At 38.6% G+C, this 26,294-nt stretch carries 25 protein-coding genes and 1 other annotated feature; of the genes, 18 read left to right on the top strand and 7 right to left on the bottom strand.

The window, feature by feature from the left end; genetic code table 11:
- The first annotated feature begins 10 nt into the window (after nt 1–10).
- From ACYFX0_RS11610 to ACYFX0_RS11580, 7 genes are all read left to right on the top strand, one after another.
- Entirely contained in the window at nt 11–1,861 is a 1,851-nt protein-coding gene (locus ACYFX0_RS11610; RefSeq protein WP_000897786.1) for an FtsX-like permease family protein, read from the top strand.
- A 348-nt stretch (nt 1,862–2,209) separates the two neighbouring features.
- Entirely contained in the window at nt 2,210–2,776 is a 567-nt protein-coding gene (locus tag ACYFX0_RS11605) for a tyrosine-type recombinase/integrase (RefSeq protein ID WP_000454200.1), read from the top strand.
- A 34-nt stretch (nt 2,777–2,810) separates the two neighbouring features.
- A complete protein-coding gene (locus tag ACYFX0_RS11600; protein ID WP_001026053.1) occupies nt 2,811–3,308 on the top strand; it encodes a cation:proton antiporter regulatory subunit in 498 nt (165 codons plus the stop codon).
- 3 nt (nt 3,309–3,311) lie between these two features.
- Entirely contained in the window at nt 3,312–4,535 is a 1,224-nt protein-coding gene (locus tag ACYFX0_RS11595; protein WP_000380177.1) for a cation:proton antiporter, read from the top strand.
- Between the two features lie 239 nt (nt 4,536–4,774).
- Complete coding sequence (locus ACYFX0_RS11590; protein ID WP_001137549.1) at nt 4,775–5,968, top strand: MDR family MFS transporter; 1,194 nt, start codon at nt 4,775–4,777, stop codon at nt 5,966–5,968.
- Between the two features lie 187 nt (nt 5,969–6,155).
- Nucleotides 6,156–6,375, top strand: a binding site (T-box leader).
- A gap of 65 nt (nt 6,376–6,440) precedes the next feature.
- Nucleotides 6,441–8,849: a leucine--tRNA ligase gene (gene leuS / locus ACYFX0_RS11585; RefSeq protein ID WP_000009441.1), complete on the top strand. Its 2,409-nt coding sequence runs from the start codon at nt 6,441–6,443 to the stop codon at nt 8,847–8,849.
- 203 nt (nt 8,850–9,052) lie between these two features.
- The gene (locus ACYFX0_RS11580; protein WP_460270520.1) at nt 9,053–9,910 is read left to right on the top strand and encodes a hypothetical protein; all 858 of its coding nucleotides are present in this window, start codon (nt 9,053–9,055) and stop codon (nt 9,908–9,910) included.
- Nucleotides 9,911–9,953: 43 nt separating this feature from the next.
- Here ACYFX0_RS11580 and ACYFX0_RS11575 read toward each other — a convergent pair whose 3' ends face one another.
- The 5 genes from ACYFX0_RS11575 to ACYFX0_RS11555 all read right to left on the bottom strand — a co-directional run bounded on the left by ACYFX0_RS11575 (nt 9,954) and on the right by ACYFX0_RS11555 (nt 15,299).
- On the bottom strand, nt 9,954–10,376 hold the full coding sequence (locus ACYFX0_RS11575) for a pyrophosphohydrolase domain-containing protein (RefSeq protein ID WP_001262632.1): 423 nt from the start codon (nt 10,374–10,376) through the stop codon (nt 9,954–9,956).
- Between the two features lie 97 nt (nt 10,377–10,473).
- Nucleotides 10,474–10,659 (bottom strand): macro domain-containing protein, encoded by a 186-nt coding sequence (locus ACYFX0_RS11570; RefSeq protein WP_000038780.1) that lies wholly within the window; start codon nt 10,657–10,659, stop codon nt 10,474–10,476.
- Between the two features lie 92 nt (nt 10,660–10,751).
- Nucleotides 10,752–11,831 carry a Ger(x)C family spore germination protein gene (locus tag ACYFX0_RS11565; protein WP_000416067.1) on the bottom strand — a complete coding sequence of 360 codons (1,080 nt, stop codon included), beginning with the start codon at nt 11,829–11,831 and terminating at the stop codon, nt 10,752–10,754.
- Complete coding sequence (locus ACYFX0_RS11560) at nt 11,807–12,901, bottom strand: spore germination protein (RefSeq protein ID WP_000049049.1); 1,095 nt, start codon at nt 12,899–12,901, stop codon at nt 11,807–11,809. The genes ACYFX0_RS11565 and ACYFX0_RS11560 overlap by 25 nt, the downstream gene beginning before the upstream one ends.
- 16 nt (nt 12,902–12,917) lie before the next feature.
- The gene (locus ACYFX0_RS11555; RefSeq protein ID WP_460270516.1) at nt 12,918–15,299 is read right to left on the bottom strand and encodes a spore germination protein; all 2,382 of its coding nucleotides are present in this window, start codon (nt 15,297–15,299) and stop codon (nt 12,918–12,920) included.
- A 152-nt stretch (nt 15,300–15,451) separates the two neighbouring features.
- Here ACYFX0_RS11555 and ACYFX0_RS11550 point away from each other — a divergent pair, with 152 nt between their 5' ends.
- On the top strand, nt 15,452–16,576 hold the full coding sequence (locus ACYFX0_RS11550) for a homoserine O-acetyltransferase family protein (protein ID WP_247727578.1): 1,125 nt from the start codon (nt 15,452–15,454) through the stop codon (nt 16,574–16,576).
- Nucleotides 16,577–16,625: 49 nt separating this feature from the next.
- Here ACYFX0_RS11550 and ACYFX0_RS11545 read toward each other — a convergent pair whose 3' ends face one another.
- Nucleotides 16,626–16,808: a hypothetical protein gene (locus ACYFX0_RS11545; protein ID WP_000051780.1), complete on the bottom strand. Its 183-nt coding sequence runs from the start codon at nt 16,806–16,808 to the stop codon at nt 16,626–16,628.
- A 197-nt stretch (nt 16,809–17,005) separates the two neighbouring features.
- Here ACYFX0_RS11545 and ACYFX0_RS11540 point away from each other — a divergent pair, with 197 nt between their 5' ends.
- The 6 genes from ACYFX0_RS11540 to ACYFX0_RS11515 all read left to right on the top strand — a co-directional run bounded on the left by ACYFX0_RS11540 (nt 17,006) and on the right by ACYFX0_RS11515 (nt 23,165).
- Nucleotides 17,006–17,311, top strand: a complete 306-nt coding sequence (locus ACYFX0_RS11540; protein ID WP_000141224.1) for a rhodanese-like domain-containing protein — start codon at nt 17,006–17,008, stop codon at nt 17,309–17,311.
- Nucleotides 17,312–17,389: 78 nt separating this feature from the next.
- Nucleotides 17,390–17,614, top strand: coding sequence for a spore germination protein (locus tag ACYFX0_RS11535; protein WP_000538719.1), 225 nt, complete (start codon nt 17,390–17,392; stop codon nt 17,612–17,614).
- Between the two features lie 20 nt (nt 17,615–17,634).
- A complete protein-coding gene (locus tag ACYFX0_RS11530; protein WP_001110864.1) occupies nt 17,635–17,958 on the top strand; it encodes a hypothetical protein in 324 nt (107 codons plus the stop codon).
- A 116-nt stretch (nt 17,959–18,074) separates the two neighbouring features.
- Entirely contained in the window at nt 18,075–20,921 is a 2,847-nt protein-coding gene (locus ACYFX0_RS11525; protein WP_460270513.1) for a BclA-related collagen-like exosporium protein, read from the top strand.
- Between the two features lie 200 nt (nt 20,922–21,121).
- Complete coding sequence (gene moaA, locus ACYFX0_RS11520) at nt 21,122–22,135, top strand: GTP 3',8-cyclase MoaA (RefSeq protein WP_001157112.1); 1,014 nt, start codon at nt 21,122–21,124, stop codon at nt 22,133–22,135.
- A gap of 16 nt (nt 22,136–22,151) precedes the next feature.
- A complete protein-coding gene (locus tag ACYFX0_RS11515; RefSeq protein WP_001158115.1) occupies nt 22,152–23,165 on the top strand; it encodes a molybdopterin-synthase adenylyltransferase MoeB in 1,014 nt (337 codons plus the stop codon).
- A 37-nt stretch (nt 23,166–23,202) separates the two neighbouring features.
- Here the strand turns inward: ACYFX0_RS11515 and moaC are convergent, their stop codons facing one another.
- On the bottom strand, nt 23,203–23,688 hold the full coding sequence (moaC, locus tag ACYFX0_RS11510) for a cyclic pyranopterin monophosphate synthase MoaC (RefSeq protein ID WP_000094146.1): 486 nt from the start codon (nt 23,686–23,688) through the stop codon (nt 23,203–23,205).
- Nucleotides 23,689–23,771: 83 nt separating this feature from the next.
- Here moaC and ACYFX0_RS11505 point away from each other — a divergent pair, with 83 nt between their 5' ends.
- From ACYFX0_RS11505 to moaD, 4 genes are read left to right on the top strand one after another with little or no spacing between them, the layout of a single operon-like run.
- Complete coding sequence (locus ACYFX0_RS11505; protein WP_460270510.1) at nt 23,772–25,061, top strand: molybdopterin molybdotransferase MoeA; 1,290 nt, start codon at nt 23,772–23,774, stop codon at nt 25,059–25,061.
- Nucleotides 25,025–25,546, top strand: a complete 522-nt coding sequence (gene mobB, locus ACYFX0_RS11500) for a molybdopterin-guanine dinucleotide biosynthesis protein B (protein WP_016077198.1) — start codon at nt 25,025–25,027, stop codon at nt 25,544–25,546. Before ACYFX0_RS11505 ends, mobB begins: the two co-directional genes overlap by 37 nt.
- Nucleotides 25,543–26,007, top strand: a complete 465-nt coding sequence (moaE, locus tag ACYFX0_RS11495) for a molybdopterin synthase catalytic subunit MoaE (RefSeq protein ID WP_000185947.1) — start codon at nt 25,543–25,545, stop codon at nt 26,005–26,007. The genes mobB and moaE overlap by 4 nt, the downstream gene beginning before the upstream one ends.
- Nucleotides 26,008–26,009: 2 nt before the next feature.
- Nucleotides 26,010–26,243 carry a molybdopterin converting factor subunit 1 gene (gene moaD / locus ACYFX0_RS11490; RefSeq protein WP_000621773.1) on the top strand — a complete coding sequence of 78 codons (234 nt, stop codon included), beginning with the start codon at nt 26,010–26,012 and terminating at the stop codon, nt 26,241–26,243.
- Nucleotides 26,244–26,294: the final 51 nt, after the last annotated feature.

The following is a 26,294-nucleotide window of genomic DNA, read 5'->3' as shown; positions in this document are numbered from 1 at the left end:
AGGTTCCAGTATGTTATTTAAACTTTCCATGTCGGGGCTGAAAAGTAAGCTGAAAGATTATATCGTCTTACTTGTTGGTCTTGTCATGTCGATTTCAATTTTTTACATGTTCCAAACGTTAGCGCTGAATAAAGCGTTTATCGAATCTAACTCAGTTATCCAATCAATTGGATTCGTATTCCAAGCAGGTTCATTTTTACTAGCTATTATAACGTTCTTCTATATTTTATATGCGAACTCTTTCTTATTATCTCTTCGTCAAAAAGAGTTCGGTATGTATATGATGCTAGGAGCAAAAAAGCATAAAGTTACATTACTTATGTTTATTGAAACGATCGTATTAGGCGCTGCGTCTCTTGCCATTGGTATTACAGTTGGTGTAGGACTTGCAGAGGGTATCGGACAATTATTAATGAAACAATTAGAATTTGCTGGTGAAGGCTATAAAGCATTTTACCTGCCATCTATGACTGTTACTTGCATCTTCTTCTTTGCGCTATTTGTATTATCAGCAATTATGAACAGTATTAAATTATCACGTATTTCTGTACTGCAACTTGTACATGCAGATGCACAAACAGAACGTGTTGTGGTAAAAGGAAAAATGACAGGTTTAGTTGCATTCCTAGCGGTTATTTTATTAGGTATTGGTTATGCAGCTATGATTAATATGGAAACATTAAGAGAAATGGGAATCCTTATTGCATTAGTTACAACAACAGCAGGTACTTATATGCTATTTGGATCACTCCTTCCAGTTATTATTAAAAAGTTAAAGAGTAATAAAAAGCGTAGTGAAAAAGGACTTAATGCTTTTACATTTGCACAATTAAATTTCCGTATTAATAGCTTAACAAAGGTACTTGCAACAGTAGCGATGTTAGTTGCTCTTGGAGCTGGTGCAATTTCAGGTGGTATGGCATTTAAAAATAACGTTATAAAAACGGTTGATGGATTTGAAATTTATGATTCAATTGTTCATAATCCTACAGCTGAAGAGAAGAAAATTTTAGATGGTATATCATTTAAAAATAAAGCTGAGTACCGTTATAAAGTAGACGACAAATATATTTATTATGTAAAAGAAGATTTAGAGAAACATAAGCCATTTATTCGAGATGGTGTAGGTAAAGAAAGTTTCGGTAAATATAAAGAAGTTTCAGGAGAAGCTCCAGTAGGTACAGTAGCAGGAGTGAGGTCAGAACAAGATAAAAATGAAAAAACAATGCCTGAAGAATGGGATGAGGCATTTAGAACAATCCAACCATATTATATATACCAAGATCGTGCCATTAAAGTTGTAGATCAAAAAATGTACGATACTGTAAATGGTAAAGAAGGAATCGTATTTACTGGAAAAACAGACGATTTCGTAGCATACACAAAAGAATGGAAAAAAATTGACGAGTTGCAGCTAGCTAAATATAAAAATGTAAAAGCTGAGCAAATGAGTAGTAAATATCAAGTGTATGACATGTTCTACGGTGTTGCGAGCGGAACAGTGTTTATGGGCTTCTTCCTTGGAATTGCTTTCTTAGCAATGATGGCAAGCTGTCTTATGTTCAAAATTCTTTCTGGTGCATCAAAAGATATTACGCGTTATCAAATGCTTCGTAAAATCGGTGTACGCCGTGAATTATTAACGAAATCAATTTATAAAGAGTTATTCTTAGTATTCTTATTCCCAGCAATTGTGGGTATCGCTCACGTATTAGTTGGTATGAATATTTTCGGATTTATTTTAGTCGATCCGTACTTCCGTATTTGGATACCAATCGTAATTTTCGTAGTTATTTACACGATTTATTACCTTATTACAGTTCAATTGTATAAAGGAATTGTTCTTCCGAAAGAAGATTAATAAAAAACCGAGCGAAATTGCTCGGTTTTTATTATTTTCAGAAAAAATACTTTAATGTTACTGAAATGTATAATATAATGTAAATAAGTAACGTAATATAAAAGTAGAAGCAGCTGGATAAGGAAAGGAGGAATCCAATCTATAGAAAGAAGCTGAACTTTTATCCCCTATTTCTTTTCTAACCACAACGTATTTGTACAATCGTAAATTTCCAAATTGAAAATTGCTTGGATCACAAAAGTATATTGTGAAAATAATGGATAATACATGGAAATCTCATAGCATGATAAGGTAAAATGGACAACATGATGAGAAAATTACCGTTCATAAGATGAGGAGAATACATGTATGGAAGTTGTAGAGGCATTAAAAGATATAAGCCAAATTGAGGCTATGAAAAAATATTTAAAAGAGCACTCCCAGCGAGACTATCTTTTATTTGTTATTGGAATTAACACAGGATTAAAAATTACAGAACTACTTGGCATGAAATTTGAAGATGTATTAAATGAAGACGGGACTGTTAAAGAGTTTTATTCTCTTCCTGTGAAAGATGAAAAATTTAAACAAGATATTTATTTAAATACAAAAGTAAAAGAAGCGCTTTTAGATTACGTACAATCTATTGGCGTTAAAAGAGAAAATTACGTATTTCAATCTAATAAAACGCCAAATTCAATTACGCGCCAACAAGCGTATCGTGTAATTCATAATGCTGCAGAAGCAGTTGGAGTTGTTGGTAAGATCGGAACGAATTCAATGCGAAAAACGTTTGGATTTCATGCGTACAAAAGAGGGATAGCGATTGCGCTATTGCAAAAACATTTTCATCACGCGACTCCATCAGAGACGCTAAAGTATTTAGGTATCTCAAAGGATGAGACCTTTAAAACGGAGATTGATGTCGATTTATAAAAGCCGTAACTAAAAAAATTAGGAGGCGGAAAATATGAATATTAGAGAGAGTGAACTGCCAGGTATTGGATGTAAGTTTGAAGTGATTACAAAAGGTAATGAAAAGATGGTTATCGTTATTCATGATGATGGCCGAAGAGAAATGTACCATTTTGATGCTGATCATGAGGAGAGTATTTCAAGCGTCTCTCTTCGTGATTCTGAAGCGAGACAAATTGCAGCTATATTGGGCGGAATGGTGTATAGGCCACAAGCTTTAGATACGATTGAAATGGCCTTTGAAGGATTATCAATTGAGTGGTTTAAGGTGGAAAATAATGCACCAGTCGTACAAAAAACAATTGGTAGTTTACATGTCCGAAACACATATAATGTAACGATTATTGCCATTTTGAAAAAGAATATGAAGAAGTTCTTTAATCCAGGCCCAGATTCTATCATTGAAGCTGGCGATATGCTTGTATTATCAGGTGAAAGACATGAAGTAAAAAGAATTATTAATGAGTTGCTTTCAGTAGGAGGGGATTCATAATCGATGGATACTTTAATCTTTGAAGTTGGGACTGCGTTAGTATTAGTCGCTTTTGCAGCTATTCTCGCTGCAAAGTTAAAGTTCTCGATTATTCCGTTTCTCATTATACTCGGTATGCTAGTGGGGCCTCATGCCCCAGATTTAGGGCTTATCGATTTAAGATTTATTGAAAGCGGAGAAGTTATTTCCTTCCTTGGCCGTGTTGGCGTTATATTCCTCTTATTCTATTTAGGCTTAGAATTCTCAATTAAAAAATTAATTAAATCAGGAAAATCAATTGCTTTTGGGGGAACTGTTCATATATCGCTTAATTTTATATTAGGTTTACTTTACGGATATATAATGGGTTTCCCCTTATTAGAAACATTAATTATTGCTGGGATCATAACAATTTCATCGAGTGCAATTGTTGCGAAAGTAATTGTTGATTTAAGAAGATCTGGTAATAAAGAGACGGAACTAATTTTAGGAATCATTATGTTTGACGATATCTTTTTAGCGGTATATTTATCAGTCGTTTCAGGATTAGTACTCGGAGGGGCAACGTCATTTGTAGGTGCTCTCACATCCATTTTAATCGCAGTAGGGTATATGTTACTATTCTTTGTAGTTGCTAGAAAAGCTACAAGGTTTTTAAATAAAATGTTAGATATTTCGTCCAATGAAATTTTTATTATTGTAATATTCGCTATTTTGTTCTTCGTAGCAGGATTTTCAGAAACGATTCATGTTGCAGAGGCGATTGGAGCATTATTACTAGGACTCGTCTTTTCAGAAACGGAGCATAGTGATCGAATTGAACAGCTCGTTGTTCCGTTTCGTGATTTCTTTGGAGCTATATTCTTTTTCAGCTTCGGTTTAAGTATAGATCCATTTTCACTTGGAGGAGCAGTGTGGTTGGCATTAGGAGCAGTTTTTATTACTCTTATCGGTAATTTTACCGCTGGAATGGTTGCGGGGCGTAAAGCGGGATTATCGCATAAGGCTTCTACGAATATTGGTTTAACACTTGTATCACGCGGAGAGTTTTCCATTATCGTCGCGAATATTGGAATTGCGGGCGGCTTAATGGCAACGATTAAACCATTCTCAGCCCTGTATGTTTTAATATTGGCATCGTTAGGACCTTTGTTAACGAAAGAATCTGGGAGAATATATTCCGTATTAGATAAAATATTTAAATGGAGCGCTAAAGAACGTGCGAAGCGAGAAAAAGAAGTTGGATAATATAAATAAGGGGAGACTGTATGAAGTTCATACAGTCTCCCCTTATTTATATATTGTTACTGATGTCATTTTTGTCGGTAAGTCGATATATTTTCAAACAGGGGTCAGTATAATTTCATTTACCGATGAACCATTATCTGAATTTCATCAACTATTAATCAGTTGCCTTCCTATTTAAAAACGACTACAATTTTACTGTTATATATATGAACGAAAAAAATAGAATAGGAGGGGAAACTATGCCAAGGAAAGTATGGCTATTAGTAGCTGGGATGATTATTAATGTCACGGGTGCTTCTTTTTTATGGCCTTTTAATACAATTTATTTGCATGATCACCTAGGAAAATCTTTATCTGTGGCCGGAATGGTATTAATGATCAACTCGCTTACTGGTGTAATTGGAAACTTGCTCGGCGGTGTTTTATTTGATAAATGGGGCGGTTATAAATCAACTTTAGTAGGAATTGTTATTACACTTGTATCAATTTTAGGTCTTGTGTTCTTCCACGGTTGGCCGTTATATGTTGTGTGGCTAGCGTTAATCGGCTTCGGTTCTGGAATGGTCTTCCCATCGATGTATGCGATGGTTGGTACGGTTTGGCCAGAGGGCGGAAGACGGGCATTTAATGCGATGTACGTTGGACAAAATGTTGGTATTGCGATTGGAACAGCGTGTGGTGGATTAGTTGCATCATATCGTTTTGATTATATTTTCTTAGCGAATTTTATTTTATATTTTGTTTTCTTCTTAATTGCTTTTATTGGATTCCGTGGTATGGAAGACAAGAAAGAGCCAGGAGTGCAAAAGGAAATCGAAACGAAAAAAGGTTGGTCACTTACACCTGGATTTAAAGCACTTCTGATCGTGTGTGTAGCATATGCTTTATGCTGGGTTACATACGTACAGTGGCAAGGAGCGATTGCAACACATATGCAAGAATTGAATATTAGCCTTCGTCATTATAGTTTATTATGGACGATAAATGGAGCTATGATTGTTTGTGCGCAGCCACTTGTTAGTATGCTAATTCGCTGGATGAAGCGTTCTTTAAAACAGCAAATTATGATTGGAATCTTCATTTTTGCGGCGTCATTCATTGTGTTAAGTCAAGCGCAGCAATTTACGATGTTCCTCGTTGCGATGGTAACATTAACAATCGGTGAATTATTTGTGTGGCCAGCAGTTCCGACGATTGCAAATATACTTGCACCAAAAGATAAACTAGGTTTTTATCAAGGTGTTGTAAATAGCGCGGCGACTGTAGGGAAAATGTTCGGGCCGGTCGTTGGTGGAGCGATTGTTGATTTATACAATATGGAAGTATTGTTTATAGCAATCATGGTAATGCTTGTAGTAGCGCTTATAGCAACGAGCATGTATGATAAACGAGTAAAAGTAGAAGAAACAGTTGAAGAAAAAATTGCAGTTTAGTTTGACGGAACATGTAACATGTTTTAGAATATATTTAAATAAAACAACCTTTAGAACAAGGGAGATAGCTCGGCTGTCTTAAGACGAATTCGTTAGTTATTAAAAGTAACGATTAACCGAGAAGCCCCGCTTTAAGTAAGCTTTTTAGAGATACTAAGTGGAGGGTAGTTCACATTAACTCATATGTGTAATAACAGTGAGAAGGAGTAGTAGTAATAGAAGCTGGTTTAGAGAGTTGACGGTCGGTGCAAGTCAATCCACGTTTCGTTATGAACTCGCCTTTGAGTTGCAGTTGTGAAACTAATAGTAGCAATTGCCGTTAATCCACGTTACGGATCTAAGCGAATGTATATTTTTACATTAATTTAGGGTGGTACCGCGGGAATCTATAACCTCTCGTCCCTTTCTAGGGATGAGAGGTTTTTTGTATTTTGGGCGGTGAAAATAAATAGAATTTCAAGGAGGGTATCTCATGAGCTTTAATCATCAAGATATTGAGAAGAAGTGGCAAGGGTACTGGGAAGAGAATAAAACATTCCGTACGCCAGATGAGACAGAAAAACCAAAATTTTATGCACTAGATATGTTCCCATATCCATCAGGTGCAGGCCTACACGTAGGACATCCAGAAGGTTATACAGCGACAGATATTTTATCTCGTATGAAGCGTATGCAAGGGTATAACGTTCTTCATCCAATGGGATGGGATGCATTTGGTCTTCCAGCAGAGCAATATGCACTTGATACTGGAAATAGCCCAGCTGAATTTACAGAGCATAATATTAATACGTTCCGTAACCAAATTAAATCACTAGGTTTCTCTTATGATTGGGACCGTGAAGTAAATACAACAGATCCAAACTACTATAAGTGGACACAATGGATCTTCTTAAAACTATTTGAAAAAGGCTTAGCTTACGTTGATGAAGTACCTGTAAACTGGTGTCCAGCACTTGGTACAGTACTTGCAAATGAAGAAATCATTGACGGTAAGAGTGAGCGTGGTGGACATCCAGTTGAGCGTCGTCCGATGAGACAGTGGATGTTAAAAATTACAGCTTACGGAGATCGTCTATTAGAAGATCTAGATGAGCTTGATTGGCCAGAAAGCTTAAAAGATATGCAACGTAACTGGATCGGTCGTTCTGAAGGTGCAGAAGTACACTTCAATATCGATGGTACAGACGAGAAGTTCACAGTATTCACAACGCGCCCTGATACACTATTTGGTGCAACATACTGTGTACTAGCTCCGGAACATGCACTTGTTGCAGAAATTACAACAGCAGAACAAAAAGAAGCGGTAGAAGCTTACATTAACGCTGTAAAAATGAAGAGTGACCTAGAGCGTACAGAACTTGCGAAAGAGAAAACTGGTGTATTCACTGGTGCTTACGCAGTTAACCCAGTAAACGGTGAGAAATTACCAATCTGGATTGCTGACTATGTTCTTGCAACTTACGGAACAGGTGCCGTAATGGCAGTTCCAGCTCATGATGAGCGTGACTATGAATTCGCATCAGTATTCAATCTTCCGATGAAGGAAGTTGTAAAAGGCGGAGATATTACGAAAGAAGTGTACACAGGTGATGGTGCACACGTAAACTCAGCATTCCTTGATGGATTAAATAAAGAAGAAGCAATCGCAAAAATGATTGAATGGCTTGAAGTAACGAGCGCAGGAAATCAAAAAGTAACGTACCGTCTGCGTGACTGGTTATTCAGCCGTCAACGTTACTGGGGTGAGCCAATTCCGGTAATTCACTGGGAAGATGGGACAATGACAGCTGTGAAGGAAGAAGAATTACCATTAGTTCTTCCGAAAACAGAAAACATCCGTCCTTCAGGTACAGGTGAATCACCACTTGCTAACATTGACGAGTGGGTAAATGTTGTTGATCCTGAGACTGGTAAAAAAGGTCGTCGTGAAACAAATACAATGCCACAATGGGCTGGTAGCTGCTGGTATTACCTACGTTACATCGATCCAAACAATAGCGAAGCACTTGTAGATCCTGAAAAAGTAAAACAATGGCTTCCAGTTGATATTTATATCGGCGGAGCAGAGCATGCTGTACTTCACCTACTATATGCTCGTTTCTGGCATAAAGTATTATACGATATCGGTGTAGTTCCAACGAAAGAGCCGTTCCAACAATTATTCAACCAAGGTATGATTTTAGGTGAAAACAACGAGAAAATGAGTAAATCAAAAGGTAACGTTGTAAACCCTGATGATATCGTAGCAAGCCACGGTGCAGATACACTTCGTCTATACGAAATGTTCATGGGACCATTAGATGCTTCAATCGCTTGGTCTGAAAATGGTCTTGACGGAGCTCGTCGTTTCCTAGACCGCGTATGGCGTCTATTCGTTCAAGATAACGGTGAATTAAGTGAGAAAATTACTGACGCACCAAATAAAGAGCTTGAAAAAGCTTACCACCAAACAGTGAAGAAAGTAACAGAAGACTATGCAGAGCTTCGCTTCAACACAGCGATTTCTCAAATGATGGTATTCATCAATGATGCATACAAAGCTGAAACACTTCCGAAAGAATATGTAGAAGGTTTCGTAAAAATGATCGCACCAGTTGCACCTCACATCGGGGAAGAGCTATGGAGCAAACTTGGATATAATGAAACAATCACATATGCAAGCTGGCCAATATTTGATGAGTCTAAACTTGTAGAAGATGAAGTTGAAATCGTTGTTCAAGTTATGGGTAAAGTTCGCGCAAAACTAACAATGAGTAAAGACGCATCAAAAGAAGAAATGGAACAACTTGCACTTGAAGCAATTCAAGACCAAATTGAAGGGAAAACAGTTCGTAAAGTAATTGTTGTTCCTGGAAAACTTGTTAACGTTGTTGCAAACTAATTCATTCTAAATAAAAGCTCAGAGCATTTATGCTCTGAGCTTTTTTGTGTAGAAAATAATCTCTGGATCACTTTAGTCTAAGTTTTCAATTATTCCACTACGTATAAATAAAAGAGCGGAATTCCCATACAGACAAACACCTATTTTTCTATAGGAAATATGATAAAAAAGGTAGGCTAAATTGAGTAGAAGAGGTGAAAGGAATGAAAGGGATGGACAATAATGCACCACATGGCTTCTTCGGAGGTGAATCGGATAGTTATGAACAAATGATGTTAATGGGAGGGGCTGGCCAACAAGGATACGGTGGAATTCCGAGCTGGATGGGTGGAGCAGCAGGAGGGTTCCAAACATCGGTAGCTGGCATGCAAACTGGAATGCCTACAGTAACAGGAGGATTTCCGACATCAGTAGCTGGCGTACAGACAGGATTTCCAGTAGGAGCACCAACTACATTTCCTTCTTTCGTTGGAGGAGTGCAGACAGGATTCCCGGTACCGGGAGTGGGTGTTGTAGCTGGAGGAATAGGTGGGTATCCGCAAGTTGTTCACGGTCATCATGGACATCACCATCATCAAGGCCAACATGGTCATCATGGACACCATCATCACCAAGGTCACCACGGTCATCATGGACATCATCATCACCAAGGTCACCACGGTCATCATGGACATCATCATCACCAAGGTCACCACGGTCATCATGGACACCATCATGACCAAGGTCACCACGGTCATCAACAACAAGTACATCACCAAGGTCACCACCACATTCATCCGCAAGCTGTTCTTTATCAAACTCACCAAGGCCATCAAGGTCACCACGGTCACCAAGGTCACCAAGGTCACCAAGGTCACCACGATCAACACGGTCAACACGGTCATCAAGGCCAACATGGTCAACAGCACCAACAGCACCAACAGCACCAACAATACCAACAATATCAACAGCAACAATCTTCTCCTTGGGCAGGTGGAATTGGAGCAGGAGCAGCAGGGGCAGCGGCAGGAGCAGCTAGCATTAGTGGAGCAGCAGGACACGCGGGACACGTGGGTCATTAATGAATTGCAGAAAAAAGACATAATAAAAAACTGCTAGGAAATCCTAGCAGTTTTTTTCAGCTTCTTTGCGCTGACGTTCGATTTCAGCACGAAGTTGTGGTTCTGGTGCTTGCCAGCCTTCTGGTTTTAGAATTTTGCCATCGCCTTCACGGAATCGGGGTTTTCCATCAGGGAATAGTTTTGCCATGTTTGCGTTATTTACAATTTCAAATCCTTTATCAGGACGTACGCCCATTTCGGCAAACGTTCCGAATGCAAAGTAAATAAGGTCAATCAGTGCATCGTATTGATCTTCAACAGTCGTTGCTTCTAGAAATTCTTCTAGCTCTTCTTGCATAAAACTTGCACGAATTTTTGCACGCTCTTCTGTTAGTTTTGTTGGAGTATTTTTCACAGGATGTCCGAACTCTTCATGCATTTTTGCAACAAGTTCGAATCCTTTATCTAAACCTTTTTCGTTTGCCATGTTGTTTCATCCTTTCTCGTTTTCTGCCGAATTTCATTGTAACATAAGGTGATTATGAAATGAAAAGAACATCTTATCGAAATAAGATGTTCGCTTGTTATTCTTCTTTTTTTATTAAAAGGGATAAAATAAGATCGATGCCAAAAATACCGACGAGTAACATTGGTATAACGACAAGTAAATAACGTGTGAAGGAAACATTTTTTAAGTATGTATGAGCAAATAAAAAGACGCCGAGAAATAAAATACCATTTAAAATAGGCTTTACTAATTTTTTAGACATAAGCTCCCCCATAAATATCTTCTCTCTCTATTTGATAATAAAAAACTCCTCTCTCCGTTGTATCATGCTGGAGAGAGGAGTTCAATCATTTCTCATTCAATGACACCAGAATTTGTAATATTTACGGTGTATTTTATATGAACCGGAACATCTTTATACATTTGTCTCCATTCTTCTAATTTGAATGGGCGATAATGTTGTCTATATTTTGCTCCTAGTGCAAGAGGATCAACATTTAGAGATTTAAACTGTTTAATTAGTTTTGTAGCTTTTGCATCTAATTGTTTTTCGATTGATTTGGCTATTTTTGTTGTATTTTTTTTGTTTTCTAAATTAAATTTTCTAGAAAGCTCCTGAATACGAGCATCCATCTTAACGTGAATATAGAAAGAAGGTTTCCCATCTTTTATGTTTACTTCGTAGGTAGGAACGGAACGAATGTTATTAATCATTGCATAGCCAGGATTTGTTTTAAATTCATGTGAGTCCAAGCGGTGCTTTTCTAGCAGTCCTTTGAAAACAAACATATCGTGATACTTAATTGTTCCGACCAACTTATCCTTTTTCAAAAGACCAATACCAGTAATTTTTATTTTATCTCCATGTTTTTTTAGGATAGGCATATAAGAATCTTGTCCTTCACGGTAGTACCTGAAGGCACCTAAATATAAATTGTCAGTTGGCAATGGCCCAGTGTCCATATTATGTTCTAACATTTTTTTTATATAAATCGCAACATTGTAAGAGGTACTATATTTTCCTTTAAATAGTTCAGTACCACTGCCTTCTAATAGTCCAACATACAGTGAGTTACCAATATTCACATCACGAATTAATGTGTCAAAGGAAGTTGATAATCCTTTTTTAGCAATCTTTGTTGTGAATAAGGCAACACGCATTTGCCCGCTTGCGAACGGTTGCGAAGATTCCAAAGATGTATCTGCCTTTACTTGTTTTACTGCGTTTCCTGTTCCTTCATAAACTTGAACTTTATTTCCCTTTTTTTGTATGGGACAAACAAATGTAACTTTTACTTTATTATCTTTTGCTGTATCGAAGGCAGCTCCTTGAATGAGCTGAACATCATCAATAATATTTTTTTGTAAACAACCAGTTAGACTGAAGACACTGATGCAAATAAGAAGTATTAATTTTCTTTTGGTTTTTTCCATTTTTTTTTCACCCACACAATAATAAATAGAATTGGGATGTATACATATATAAGCCAAAAACTAACTTTAGATGTATTGCTAATAAAATCATTAATATCATGCCTATTTGTTAAAAGTTGTGAAACAACTAAGGTGATAAGCATAAATGCAATTAAAATACCTCGTTGTTTTACACGAAAGATTTCATGTGTTCCTCGAGTAGCGGCCCATAAAGGTAGAATAAAGCTTGTAATAATAACGAGAGCATAACCGGAAATAGCAATATACTCAAGTCGCTCGATAAAAGGAAGCTTAATAACTTGTGTCATGGACAGTTGAGACCAAATTGTTTTGAGTAGTTGTTTTTCGCTAAAGAATGTAAAAGCGAGAATGGTACTAAATAAATATAAGAAGTTAGAGAATAATGCACCATATTGTGCAAATTTATGGGATTTTTCTGGTTCTTTAACAAACGGATAAACCATAAGGAAAATTTCAAATCCTGTCATACTATAAATGGATAGTTGAGCTGCTTTCAAAATATCTGTAAAAGAATGTGAAAACATTGGAAGTAAATTATCCCAATGTGAGAATTTCAAAATGAAAAGACTTAGAAAAAGATAACCTAATGTTCCACCAACGGAAATAACACAAATTCCTGTAATGACGCGGAATCCTGATGAAATAATGTAATAACTTATTAAACATAAAAAGAAAGTGAGCATCCAGGTGGATGCGCTAGGAAACATCCACACTTGAATAATTTCGACATAGGTTCGAACGACAGAAATACTTACAATAAAAAAATAAGCCATAAAGATGAGACTAATACCATTTCCAATCCATTTTCCAAAAATCTGTTTGTGTAAATCAATTAAGTTTCCTTCTGTATTTTTTAATGAATAATACATCATCCAGATGAGAATATGAATGATAATTCCTGTGAGGAGAACTCCTATCCAGCCGTCGTATCCGGCGGCTTTTGCTATAATTCGAGCGAAGCCGAGAACGCCAGCTCCAAATTGTGCACCGTGAATTAAGAAGAAAACAAAGATAGGAGATATTTGATATTTTTCTTGAACTTTACTCATCAATGCACCTCATTTCTTAATCATCAAAGTCCGATCTATGTTTTGTTGAAATCCCTTTTGCTGATTTTTTTACATGTTGTGGTCTTGCTTGTACATCTCTTGTATCAATCATTGTTAAAGGAAAACGAATCCAAGAGTCCTTAACGGATTGTTGTCTTGTCGGATAAAACAAAGCGTACGGCTTACGTAAGGAAGTAAGCCTGAATAGATGAGTAAATAAGAAGATAAATCCAAGAGAAATCCCGAACAATCCGCCTATTTCTGCAAACATAAGAAAAGGAAAGCGTAGTAATCGAACAGCGTTACCCATTTTATAAATAGGTGTAATAAAAGAAGCGAGTGCTGATAGTGCAACGATAATTAATAAAATGTTACTCGTTAACCCAGCTTGTACAGATGCTTGCCCGATTACGATACCGCCCACAATACCGAGTGTTTGCCCCACTTTCATCGGTAACCTTGCGCCGGCTTCTCTTAATAAATCAATAACTAATTCCAAAAACAGTGCTTCAATTAAAGGTGGGAATGGAACTTGCGCTCGAGATAAAATCAATGTTTCCAGCAAATCGCTTGGAATTAGTTCATAATGATAATTTAAAACGGCAACATATAATGGAGCTGCACAAATCGAGAAAAGGACAGCGATAAGTCGTAAAACTCTTGAAAATGTTGCATATAGCCAAGAGACATTATAATCTTCTGGTGAAATAAAGAAATCGAAATATGATACGGGCGTTAATAGAACATTTGGTGAACCATCAACAAAAATTGCAATTTTCCCATCAATTAGTGCTTTTGTAACTCTATCAGTGCGCTCTGTATTGATATAGAGAGGAAAAATCGATTTTTCACCCATTAATTCTTGTAAATAAGCACTATCATTAATTTGATCATATTCAAGAGCGCGTAATGACTCTTCTAGAAAATCTACATTATCTTTTTCAGCGAGGTTGTCTAAATACATCATGACAACTTTTGTTTTGGAAAACTCGCCGATAATCATTTCTTTTGTTTGTAAATCTAAAACAGGAAGACGTTTTCGAACTAAATTAATGTTTGTATCAATATCCTCTACAAAACCTTCTTGCGGACCAATAACAGTTGATTCGTTTAAAGGAGGGGTTGGTGCACGATAATTATCAATTGCAATGTTTGCAAGCATACACTTTTGATCTTGCTGATTCAATTGAATAATCGCATGCCCCTTTAAAACCATATCCTCAATTTTTTGTAAATCGTTCGTAATTGTAATGCCGCTCATCGGAATATGTTCTTTTAGTTGTTCTAGAGAAGCACAGGGTTTCTCTAAAAGAGTGGGCATTAAATATTTCTGTAATTTCTCTCCATCAAGTGAAGGGCGATAGTAAGAAATCCAATAAGGCATCGTTTCATCGTCAGATGTATGGTAATTAATAAAATCACTAGACTTTTTAAGTTTCTCTATTAAATCTTGTAGAGAATGAATACGGTCTTTTTCTGGTTTGGTAAAGTCATAAATACTATTACCTCCAGAGCTTTGTTGCTTACTTTGAGAAGAATCATCTTGTTTAGAGCTTTGTTGTTTATTCTGAGAAGAATCATTTTGTTTAGAGCTTTGTTGCTTACTTTGAGAAGAATCATCTTGTTTAGAGCTTTGTTGTTTATTCTGAGAAGAATCATTTTGTTTAGAGCTTTGTTGCTTACTTTGAGAAGAATCATCTTGTTTAGAGCTTTGTTGTTTATTCTGAGAAGAATCATTTTGTTTAGAGCTTTGTTGCTTACTTTGAGAAGAATCATCTTGTTTAGAGCTTTGTTGTTTATTCTGAGAAGAATCATTTTGTTTAGAGCTTTGTTGCTTACTTTGAGAAGAATCATCTTGCTTAGAGTTTTGCTGTTTATCTTGAGAAGAATCATCTTGCTTAGAGTTTAGTTGTTTCTCCTGAGAAGAGTCATCTTGCTTAGAGTTTTGCTGTTTCTCTTGAGAAGAGTCATCTTGCTTAGAGTTTAGTTGTTTCTCCTGAGAAGAGTCATCTTGCTTAGAGTTTTGCTGTTTCTCTTGAGAAGAATCATCTTGCTTAGAGTTTTGCTGTTTTTCTTGAGAAGAGTCATCTTGCTTAGAGTTTTGCTGTTTCTCTTGAGAAGAATCATCTTGCTTAGAGTTTTGCTGTTTTTCTTGAGAAGAGTCATCTTGCTTAGAGTTTTGCTGTTTCTCTTGAGAAGAGTCATCTTGCTTAGAGTTTTGTTGTTTTTCTTGAGAAGCATCATCTTGCTCGTTATTTTTACCTTTAGTATGTTTCATACTTCTAGTCTGTTCTTTGTTATCGTCATCTGGATTGTTAGACTGCTGCTCCCAGTTATCGGCTTCTTTTGCCTCTGTTGTATTTGATTTTTTTTTCTTACGAAACCAATTCCAAATCATATGTATGCCCTCTTTAATTGTGTAATATAGTGCTATTTTGTGGCTAATTTTGTATATTATTCATTTATTTATGAAAAGAAGGAGGAGATTGGTTTACATAGAAAAAAACCTTTAGTAAGCAGTTCATACTATAACGGGGAGAGGGAGAGTCTGTGCAAATTGTAAAAAAGGAGAAGTTTGTTTTAAAAGAATTTACGTTTGAAAATGGTAGGGAAATTCCTGTTCAAATGGGGTACGAGACATATGGTACGTTAAATAGAGAAAGGTCAAATGCAATTTTGATTTGTCATTACTTTAGTGCAACAAGTCACGCAGCGGGGAAATATACAGTGCATGATGAGGAGCCTGGTTGGTGGGATGGGCTCATTGGACCTGGAAAAGCAATTGATACAAATAAGTATTTTGTTATATGTACAGACAATCTTTGTAATGTGCAGGTGAAGAATCCATATGTGATTACAACGGGACCGAAATCAATTAATACAGAAACTGGAGAAGAATATGCAATGGATTTTCCGGTTTTTACATTTCTTGATGTAGCTCGTATGCAATATGAGTTAATAAAAGATATAGGAATCTCCAGATTACACGCTGTAATGGGACCTTCAGCAGGAGGAATGATTGCGCAGCAATGGGCTATTCACTATCCTCATATGGTAGAGCGGATGATTGGTGTTATTACGAATCCACAAAATCCAATTATCACCTCAGTAAATGTAGCGCAAAATGCGATTGAAGCAATTCAACTAGATCCAAGTTGGAAAGATGGAAAATATGGAGAAGAGCAGCCGATAAAGGGGCTTTATTTAGCAAATAGAATGATGTTTATGAACGCGTTTGATGAGCATTTTTATGAAATGACATTTCCTCGTAATAGTATAGATATAGAACCTTATGAAAAGTTTTCTACATTAACATCATTTGAAAAAGAGATAAATAAAGCGACATATAGAAGTATAGAGTTAGTAGATGCAAATTCATGGATGTATACTGCGAAGGCGGTTTTATTGCATGATATTGCACATGGGTTTTCTTCACTAGAAGAATCTCTTTCTAACATAGAAGCGAATGTACTTATGATTCCGTGCAAACAAGATTTGCTTCAGCCGCCACGTTATAATTATAAAATGGTAGACATTTTGCAAAAACAAGGAAAATATGCGGAAGTGTATGAGATAGAAAGTATAAATGGGCATATGGCAGGAGCATTTGATATTCATTTATTTGAAAAGAAAGTTTATGAATTTTTAAATCGGAAAGTATCTAGTTTTGTGTAGGAAATAAATTATGTGAAAAAGGTGCAATATGTGTAGTAGGCACCTTTTTTTACATGATTTGTAGACGGAATATATATGTAGCGATTGCTATGCCGAAGAACGCTATACTAAGTAATAGAAATAAGAATGACATTTCTTGGGGAGATTTTATCTTTTTATTATTTTGCATACTAAGTGCAATAATTGCAGCGATTAAGAACACAATGCCCATAATGAAAAGAAAAAGCGACATTTTAATCGACTCCTTTCATAAAACAAGTATATTGAGGATACAATGTGCTAGTTATGTTTGTAAAGAATAAGTTTTGCGAGAAAATTGAGAAATAGCTTTTCGATTCTTTGCGTTCTTTCTTTTGCATGCTAAAATTGGTAGAGAATGTTTGTGGAAAAGAAACTAAAGGTTTTATTGTATATAAGGAGGAACTACATATGACAGAAGTTAAAACAATTACTACAGAAGAGGTACAAGTGCGTTTAGAAAATGGAGAAACGTTATTTCTAGTAGACGTAAGAGAAGATGAAGAAGTAGCGGCAGGAAAGATTCCAGAAGCTGTACATATTAAAATGGGCGATATCCCACATAAAGTAGACTTCTTTAATAAAGAGAATGAATATATCTTTATTTGTCGTTCAGGAATGCGCAGTGAAAATGTATGTCATTATTTAAATGAGCAAGGATTTAAAACAGTGAACATGGTTGGCGGTATGCTTCAATATGAAGGTGAAACGAAATAGTTAATAGTTAAAAACTTGAAACGAGTCTGTTTCAAGTTTTTTTCTTTTGCATACAGTATAAAAAAGGAGGAGGGGTAAATGGGGGTTAATTTGCGTAAAGTAAAAATTATTAATAATACAGGAGCTGTTAATGTTGGTGACTGTTATGATATCTCGCCTTTAGCTGTGGCGAAAGTATATGCAGGAGCTGGAGGATCGAGTGCGGCTATTTTTTTAAATGGAAAAAGACAGCCAGAAGCGGTGATTAGAACATCGGTATTTCTTCCGCCTTTGGCAACGAGTACACGTACGTTAGGTTCATAAAGGAAAGGTAGAGTGTAATTATGCCTGCGCATATAAAAGAGTTTGTTATTGTTAATAATACTGGGAATATATTTACAGGTGATAATTTGAGTGATACTTCATTTACTGCTACGAAATCGTATAGTGGTTCAATGGGGTGTACTTGGATTGATGTTGTTACAGTAATAGGGACAGAAACGAAGCTTTGTTTACAGCCGGGAGATTCGGTGACGACGACATATACAAGGGGCACCCCTGCTGGTACTGTAACAGGAACAAATATGGGGCAAAGTGTAAATACATCGGGTATAGCGCAAGCTGTCCCTAATACAGATAATATGGATTCAATTGCAGGACTCCCTTAAGGAATTAAGGGAGTTTTATTTATTTGAAATAAAAATAGTCTTGGAGATTATTTTTGTAAATAGATTAAGAAGAGGTTTATTTATTATGAAAAAGACGGTTTGTAGGTGGTGAAAGTGTGAAGAATCGTGATAATAAAGGGAAACAACAATCTAATTTTAGAATTCCACCAGAACTTATTGGTCCTACTTTTCCTCCTGTTCCAACTGGATTTACGGGTATAGGGATTACTGGTCCAACAGGTCCACAAGGTTCGACTGGACCGCAAGGACCGAGAGGATTTCAAGGTCCAATGGGAGAGATGGGTCCGACTGGACCTCAAGGTGTGCAAGGGATTCAAGGTCCAGTTGGACCAATAGGTGCAACTGGACCAGAAGGGCAGCAGGGAGCACAAGGATTGAGAGGACCACAAGGAGAAACTGGAGCGACAGGACCTCAAGGTGTGCAAGGGTTACAAGGTCCGATTGGTCCAACGGGAGCGACTGGGGCACAAGGTATACAAGGGGTACAGGGATTGCAAGGGCCAATTGGAGCGACAGGACCTGAGGGACCTCAAGGAATTCAAGGCGTCCAAGGGTTACCGGGTGCAACTGGTCCACAAGGAATACAAGGAGCACAAGGAACACAAGGACCGAGTGGAAATACAGGTGCAACCGGAGCAACGGGTCAGGGGCTAACAGGTCCGACTGGAATAACAGGCCCAACTGGGATAACTGGACCATCTGGAGGACCTCCTGGCCCGACGGGGCCAACTGGTGCGACAGGTCCGGGTGGCGGACTGAGTGGGAGTACAGGTGCGACTGGAGCAACGGGGGATACTGGGGCTACAGGAAGTACAGGTGTAACAGGAGAAACGGGAACTACAGGTCCGACTGGAAGTACGGGAGCACAGGGCTTGCAAGGAATACAAGGTATTCAAGGGCCAATTGGCCCAACAGGTCCAGAAGGACCGCAGGGGATTCAAGGTATTCCTGGTCCGACAGGAATAACTGGTGAACAAGGAATCCAAGGGGTTCAGGGGATTCAAGGAGTAACAGGAGCAACAGGAGATCAAGGTCCACAAGGTATACAGGGGACTATAGGACCTCAAGGAGCGACAGGGGCAACAGGAGATCAAGGTCCACAAGGTATTCAAGGAGTACCAGGTCCATCAGGAGCAACAGGACCACAAGGTGTTCAAGGGATACAAGGTCCGATGGGTGATATAGGACCAACAGGTCCAGAAGGCCCAGAGGGACTTCAGGGCCCGCAAGGAATCCAAGGAGTACCAGGGCCAGCTGGAGCAACGGGTCCGGAGGGGCCGCAAGGGATACAAGGCATTCAAGGACCGGTAGGCGCAACAGGTCCAGAAGGTCCACAAGGAATACAGGGAATCCAAGGAGTGCAAGGGATAACGGGAGCAACAGGAGTACAAGGAGCAACTGGAATTCAAGGGATACAAGGGGAAATAGGAGCAACAGGTCCAGAGGGTCCCCAAGGAGTGCAAGGTGCTCAAGGGGCGATTGGTCCAACCGGTCCAATGGGGCCACAAGGAGTTCAAGGAATACAAGGCATTCAAGGAGCAACGGGAGCCCAAGGAGTGCAAGGTCCACAAGGAATTCAAGGAATACAAGGTCCTACGGGGGCCACAGGAGATACGGGAGCAACAGGGGCGACAGGGGAAGGAACTACAGGCCCAACTGGAATAACGGGAGCAACAGGGGTAACGGGACCTTCTGGAGGACCAGCAGGACCGTCCGGCCCAACAGGGCCATCAGGTCCGACGGGAGTAACTGGTCCATCGGGTGGACCACCTGGCCCGACAGGAGCAACTGGTGCGACAGGAGTAACAGGGGATACTGGTGCGACAGGCTCAACTGGAGTGACAGGAGCGACAGGAGAAACGGGAGCAACCGGAGTGACAGGGTTACAAGGTCCTCAAGGAATACAAGGTGTACAAGGAGATATTGGTCCAACTGGTCCGCAAGGGATACAAGGTCCGCAAGGGATACAAGGAGTAACTGGGGCGACAGGAGATCAAGGACCACAGGGAATCCAAGGCCCGCAAGGAATCCAAGGTCCAACCGGTCCCCAAGGAATTCAAGGGGAACAAGGCCCTCAAGGGATTCAAGGAGCAACCGGAGCCACGGGAGCACAAGGCCCACAGGGGATTCAAGGAATTCAAGGGATCCAAGGTCCGACCGGTCCTCAAGGCCCAACAGGAATACAAGGGGTACAAGGAGAGATAGGTCCAACCGGTCCACAAGGTGTGCAAGGATTGCAAGGTCCCCAAGGTCCTACAGGGGACACAGGGGCAACGGGAGCACAAGGTCCCCAAGGAGTTCAAGGGATACAAGGCCCAACGGGAGCTACAGGAGCAACAGGAGCGACAGGTCTACAAGGAATTCAAGGCCCGCAAGGAATCCAAGGCCCAACAGGGGCTACTGGAGCAACAGGTTCCCAAGGACCAACTGGAAATACAGGTCCAACAGGTTCACAAGGAATCCAAGGTCCAACTGGTCCAACCGGAGCTGGAGCAACCGGAGCAACAGGAGCGACCGGGGCGACTGGAGTCAGTACAACTGCAACATATGCATTTGCGAATAATACATCAGGAAGTATTATTTCTGTTTTGTTAGGTGGCACGAATATTCCGTTACCAAACAATCAAAATATTGGACCAGGAATAACCGTTAGTGGTGGAAATACTGTATTTACAGTTGCGAATGCAGGAAACTATTATATAGCCTATACAATTAATTTAACGGCAGGATTACTTGTAAGTTCCCGTATAACTGTAAATGGCAGTCCGCTTGCGGGAACGATAAACTCTCCGGCAGTGGCTGCAGGTTCATTTAGTGCAACAATAATCGCTAACTTGCCTGCTGGAGCTGCAGTTAGTTTACAATTATTTGGAGTAATTGCGTTGGCTACATTATCTACGGCAACGCCAGGGGCTACTCTAACGATTATTAGATTAAGTTAATAAGCAGAAAACCTTGAAACTTTTATGTTTCAAGGTTTTTTTATCCCTGTATCTGGAAGTAAACCTCGTTAACCAGGGGGAGTGGATACCCTCTAATTATTTAAAGTTTCACTTTATTCACTTGGGCAAAAACATCGCAGTCCGAAAATATATTATAATAGAATGAAAAGAAAGAAATTTGGCAGAAAGGGAGGGTGGCGATGCAGGAGATGGTTAAAGATTTTTTTGGACGCCCACTTCAAGATTTACGTATATCTGTCATTGATCGTTGCAATTTTAGATGTACATATTGTATGCCGGCGGAAATATTTGGGCCAGATTATGCTTTTTTGAAAGATGAGTTTTTACTAACTTTTGATGAAATTGAGCGTTTGGCAAAATTATTTGTTAACATCGGTGTACGAAAAATTAGAATTACTGGCGGTGAGCCACTGCTTCGTAAAGATTTAACAAAACTGATTGCACGTCTCGTGAAAATTGATGGGCTAATAGATATAGGGTTAACGACAAATGCTATTCATTTAACGAAACAAGCGAAGGCATTAAAAGAAGCTGGATTACATAGAGTGAATGTTAGTTTAGATGCGATAGATGACGACATATTTAGGAATATTAATGGTCGAAATATTAATACGAAACCGGTGATTAAGGGAATTATAGCAGCTAAAGAGGCGGGGCTGGAAGTAAAGGTAAATATGGTTGTGAAAAAAGGGATGAACGATCATCAAGTACTTCCGATGGCTGCGTATTTTAAAGAGCAAGGAATCACGCTTAGGTTTATTGAGTTTATGGATGTTGGTAGTACAAATGGGTGGAATTTTGATCAAGTGGTTACAAAACGAGAATTGATTGAGATGATTCATAAGGTGTATCCGCTTGAGCCAGCTGAAGTCCATTACTTTGGTGAAGTTGCGAAGCGATATCGGTACGTTGGAACAAATGTTGAAGTTGGTTTTATTACATCTGTTTCTGAGTCATTTTGTGCCTCTTGTACGAGGGCAAGAATTTCGGCAGATGGAAAGTTTTATACGTGCTTATTTGCGACAGAGGGTTTGAATGTAAGAGAACTTCTTAGAGGAAATCTTTCGGATGAGGAGTTATTAAGTGTTATACAAGATGTATGGATGAATAGAAAAGATAGGTATTCGGATGAACGGACAGAAGAAAGTGCAAAAAATCGTCCGAAAATCGAAATGTCTTATATAGGAGGATAAGAAAGGGGGCTATCGCATGCAGGAGCGATATTCAAGACAAATATTATTTTCTGGTGTTAGAGAAGAAGGACAGAGAAAAATAAGAGAGAAGCATGTGCTTATTATTGGTGCTGGTGCTCTCGGTGCGGCAAATGCAGAAGCGATTGTTAGAGCAGGTGTTGGAAAAGTAACGATTGCTGATCGTGATTATGTAGAATGGAGTAATTTACAAAGACAACAACTATATACGGAAGAAGATGCAAAGCAGTATAAACCGAAGGCGATAGCGGCTGCAGAACATTTACAAGCGATTAATTCTGAGGTGGAAATAAATCCAGTTGTGACGGATGTAACGGTGCAAGAAATGGAAGAGCTAGTGCGTGATGTAGATTTAATATTAGATGCGACAGATAATTTTGAAACGCGTCTTCTTATTAATGATATTTCACAAAAGTATAATATTCCGTGGATATATGGTGGGTGTGTCGGAAGTTACGGAGTAACGTATACAATTTTACCAGGGAAAACACCGTGTTTTCGCTGTTTAATGGAGCATCCGGCGAGCGGAGCAACATGTGACACAGCTGGTATTATACAACCGGCAGTACAATTAGTAGTTGCGCATCAAATTACGGAAGCGCTGAAAATATTAGTAGAAGACTTTGGGGCGCTTCGTGAAACGATGTTATCATTTGATCTTTGGAATAATCAACAGATGGCATTTAAAGTGAATAGGCAGAAAAAAGATACTTGTTTATCTTGCGGAAGGTTACGTACATATCCGAGTTTAACATTTGAAGCACAAACAAAAACAGAAGTGTTATGTGGGCGAAATACAGTACAAATTCGTCCGGGTGTGCGGAAGAATTTTAATTTAGAAGAAATTAAAAAGCGCTTACAAAGAAGTGTAGAGATAAAGGCGACACCTTATCTATTATCATTTCCGGTAGAAGAATATCGTTTTGTTTTATTTACAGATGGCAGGGCGTTCATTCATGGGACGAATGATATGAATGTAGCGAAAAGTTTATATGCAAGATATATAGGTTGAACCTAAAGGAAATCCTTTAGGTTCAACGGAGAGAGGATTATGAATTTCTCGTATAATCTCCACTTTTTCCACCTGTTTTTTCAAGTAAGTATGTTTCGCCGATAATCATACCTTTATCGACAGCTTTACACATATCATACACAGTAAGAGCGGTAGCGGAAGCAGCTGTTAAAGCTTCCATTTCAACACCGGTGCTACCTTCTGTTTTAACTTTTACTTCAATGAGTAAACGATATTGTTCTTCTGATTGTTTCCAATCAAAAGAAACGTCAACACCTTTTAATAATAAAGGATGGCACATTGGGATAATATCAGAAGTTCGTTTCGCAGCCATAATGCCTGCGATTTGCGCAACTGCTAATACGTCACCTTTCCCAATTTCATTGTGAGAGATTTTATCGTAAATTTCTTTCGTAACGACAATGCTAGAGCACGCAATTGCTGTTCGAACGGTTGCTTTTTTGTCGCTTATATCAACCATTTTTGCGCGTCCTTGGTCATTAAAATGTGTAAATGAAGACATGGAATTCCTCCTTGAAGTAATTTCTATTGAATACATAAAGTTTAATCGAGATAAAAAAAATTGCAAATATGAGGTGAGAAACGATGGTAGAAAAACGAATTTCAATTCAAGTTGCTGAAGCAGTAGAACGGGTAATGAAATATGCGAAGCATGGTGAAGTAGAAGAAATTTCTATTACGGAAAGTTACGGGAGAATTCTCGGGGAAGATGTTGTCTCAGATCATGACGTTCCTCATTTTGATCGTTCCCCTTACGACGGTTTCGCCATTCAAGCAGAAGATACGAAAGGAGCAACCCAAGAGAATCCAGTTGAATTTGAAGTAATAGGAGAGATCGGGGCGGGTTCTGTTTTTTTAGAAGAAGTAGGAGCTTTTGAAGCGATTCGAATTATGACAGGAGCAGCTATTCCAGAAGATTGCAATGCAGTTGTAATGCTAGAGCTGACAGAAGGATTTGAGAAGAACGGAAAAACATATATGAAGTTAAAACGCCCTTTTAATAACGGTGACAATGTGTCGTTTAAAGGAGAAGATATAAAACAAAATCAAGTTCTCGTTAAGAAAGGTGTGGCAATTAATCCAGGAGTTGCGGCCTTACTAGCAACGTTTGGATATAGCACTGTGAAAGTTATAAAACAGCCTGTTGTCGGTATTGTAACGACAGGGAGTGAATTATTAGAAGTACATGAGCCGTTAGAACCGGGGAAAATTAGAAATAGTAACTCGTATATGATCGCAGCTCAAATTATGAAAGCTGGCGGGAAAGTTCGTTATTATGGTCAACTCGCGGATGAGTTAGATGCATGTTTTACAGCTATTCAATTAGCGATGGATGAGGTCGACATTTTAATTACAACCGGCGGTGTATCGGTAGGAGATTATGACTACTTACCAGCTATTTATGAAAGGTTACAGGCGAATGTACTCTTTAATAAAATAGCCATGAGACCTGGAAGTGTAACGACAGTAGCTGAATTTGATGGGAAGTTACTTTTCGGTTTATCAGGAAATCCGTCTGCTTGTTATGTAGGCTTTGAATTATTTGTGCAACCAATTATAAAAACGTATTTGTATGCGAAGGAACCTCACGTATATAGAGCGGATGCTATTTTACAAAAAGATTTTCCAAAGCCAAATCCATTTACTCGTTTCGTAAGAGCAAACGTAACGATTGTGGACGGGGCGTTACAAGCGATGCCGGTCGGTTTAGATAAATCGAGTGCAGTATCTTCACTTGCAGATGCGAATGCTTTTATTGTGTTACCTGGAGGAACGAGAGGATTTGAGACCGGGATGAAAGTATCTGTATTATTGTTAGAGCACTCTGAGGGATGTGATTGGCCATGGGCAAAGCCACTTCAATCTTACAAATAGTAGGATATCAAAATAGCGGAAAAACAACGCTTGTGGAGAAAATAGTGCATGCATTAGCTGAACGGAAAATGAAGGTTGCTACCATTAAACATCACGGGCACGGAGGTTTTCCAGAAGTAGCGCAAAAAGATAGCGAAAGACACCGTAAAGCTGGTGCTGTCGTAAGTAGTGTAGAAGGTGCTGGATTGCTTTCACTTTCTTCACTAAGAAAGAAATGGTCCTTGCAAGAAATTATTCGCTTATATGAGTTTTTTGAAGTGGATACAATTTTAATAGAGGGCTATAAAAAAGAGAACTACCCGAAAGTAGTGTTACTTCGTTCTGCGGAAGACGTTGAGCTTTTACATAAAGTGGAAAATATAGTAGCGATTATTACGTGGTATGATGCCCCGGCAAATATACGAGAAGAATATAAAGTATTTCATATAACAGAAGAAGAGTTGTACATAGACTGGTTTTTACAAACGGTTAGGAGTGCGAAATGACAAATACATATTATGAAGTAATTAATACAGAAATCTCGATTGAAGAGGTAACGAAGAAAGTGATTCGACGTGAATGCGGTGCTGTTACAACATTTATTGGAACCGTTAGAGAGTTTACGAAAGGGCGTCGTACATTATACTTAGAGTATGTTGCTTATAAGACGATGGCAGAAAAGATGCTAGAGAAAATTGGCCTGGAAGTGAAAGAGAAATGGCCGGATACATATGTTGCGATTACACATCGCATCGGTACGTTGCAAATTTCTGATATAGCGGTTGTTGTTGCTGTTTCAACACCACACCGTAAAGCGGCTTATGAAGCGAACGAATATATTATGGAACGCATAAAACAAATTGTTCCGATTTGGAAAAAGGAGTTTTGGGAAGATGGTGACTCATGGATTGGTGATCAATTAGAAAAAACACCATATCCGGCGGGAGAGCCTGGGAAGGAGCTATAAGTATGATTCGAGTATTGTTATTTGCGCACTTGCAAGAAGAAGCAGGGACAAGTGAATTACAAATAGAGAAAGAAAATATTACGGTTGCAGAGTTAAAAGATGTTGTTGCGAAAGAATATAATGTACCAGTTTCAGAGCCAATTATGGTTGCGATTAATGAAGAATACGCAAATGAAGATGACAGGGTCCAATCTGGTGATGTTGTTGCACTAATTCCACCAGTGAGTGGTGGTTAATATTGGATTCATTAAAACGACTTTCCTAAGTAGGGGAAGTCGTTTTTTTAT

The organism is Bacillus sp. NEAU-Y102, from assembly GCF_054788175.1.
This window is presented reverse-complemented; position numbering and strand designations above follow the sequence as displayed.

Bases quoted from the DNA above. Each gene is read 5' to 3' on its own strand.
- ACYFX0_RS11610 (WP_000897786.1), top strand. From the start codon at position 11: ATGTTATTTAAACTTTCCATGTCGGGGCTGAAAAGTAAGCTGAAAGAT.
- ACYFX0_RS11605 (WP_000454200.1), top strand. From the start codon at position 2,210: ATGGAAGTTGTAGAGGCATTAAAAGATATAAGCCAAATTGAGGCTATG.
- ACYFX0_RS11600 (WP_001026053.1), top strand. From the start codon at position 2,811: ATGAATATTAGAGAGAGTGAACTGCCAGGTATTGGATGTAAGTTTGAA.
- ACYFX0_RS11595 (WP_000380177.1), top strand. From the start codon at position 3,312: ATGGATACTTTAATCTTTGAAGTTGGGACTGCGTTAGTATTAGTCGCT.
- ACYFX0_RS11590 (WP_001137549.1), top strand. From the start codon at position 4,775: ATGCCAAGGAAAGTATGGCTATTAGTAGCTGGGATGATTATTAATGTC.
- leuS (WP_000009441.1), top strand. From the start codon at position 6,441: ATGAGCTTTAATCATCAAGATATTGAGAAGAAGTGGCAAGGGTACTGG.
- ACYFX0_RS11580 (WP_460270520.1), top strand. From the start codon at position 9,053: ATGAAAGGGATGGACAATAATGCACCACATGGCTTCTTCGGAGGTGAA.
- ACYFX0_RS11575 (WP_001262632.1), bottom strand. From the start codon at position 10,376: ATGGCAAACGAAAAAGGTTTAGATAAAGGATTCGAACTTGTTGCAAAA.
- ACYFX0_RS11570 (WP_000038780.1), bottom strand. From the start codon at position 10,659: ATGTCTAAAAAATTAGTAAAGCCTATTTTAAATGGTATTTTATTTCTC.
- ACYFX0_RS11565 (WP_000416067.1), bottom strand. From the start codon at position 11,831: ATGGAAAAAACCAAAAGAAAATTAATACTTCTTATTTGCATCAGTGTC.
- ACYFX0_RS11560 (WP_000049049.1), bottom strand. From the start codon at position 12,901: ATGAGTAAAGTTCAAGAAAAATATCAAATATCTCCTATCTTTGTTTTC.
- ACYFX0_RS11555 (WP_460270516.1), bottom strand. From the start codon at position 15,299: ATGATTTGGAATTGGTTTCGTAAGAAAAAAAAATCAAATACAACAGAG.
- ACYFX0_RS11545 (WP_000051780.1), bottom strand. From the start codon at position 16,808: ATGTCGCTTTTTCTTTTCATTATGGGCATTGTGTTCTTAATCGCTGCA.
- ACYFX0_RS11540 (WP_000141224.1), top strand. From the start codon at position 17,006: ATGACAGAAGTTAAAACAATTACTACAGAAGAGGTACAAGTGCGTTTA.
- ACYFX0_RS11535 (WP_000538719.1), top strand. From the start codon at position 17,390: ATGGGGGTTAATTTGCGTAAAGTAAAAATTATTAATAATACAGGAGCT.
- ACYFX0_RS11530 (WP_001110864.1), top strand. From the start codon at position 17,635: ATGCCTGCGCATATAAAAGAGTTTGTTATTGTTAATAATACTGGGAAT.
- moaA (WP_001157112.1), top strand. From the start codon at position 21,122: ATGCAGGAGATGGTTAAAGATTTTTTTGGACGCCCACTTCAAGATTTA.
- ACYFX0_RS11515 (WP_001158115.1), top strand. From the start codon at position 22,152: ATGCAGGAGCGATATTCAAGACAAATATTATTTTCTGGTGTTAGAGAA.
- moaC (WP_000094146.1), bottom strand. From the start codon at position 23,688: ATGTCTTCATTTACACATTTTAATGACCAAGGACGCGCAAAAATGGTT.
- ACYFX0_RS11505 (WP_460270510.1), top strand. From the start codon at position 23,772: ATGGTAGAAAAACGAATTTCAATTCAAGTTGCTGAAGCAGTAGAACGG.
- moaE (WP_000185947.1), top strand. From the start codon at position 25,543: ATGACAAATACATATTATGAAGTAATTAATACAGAAATCTCGATTGAA.
- moaD (WP_000621773.1), top strand. From the start codon at position 26,010: ATGATTCGAGTATTGTTATTTGCGCACTTGCAAGAAGAAGCAGGGACA.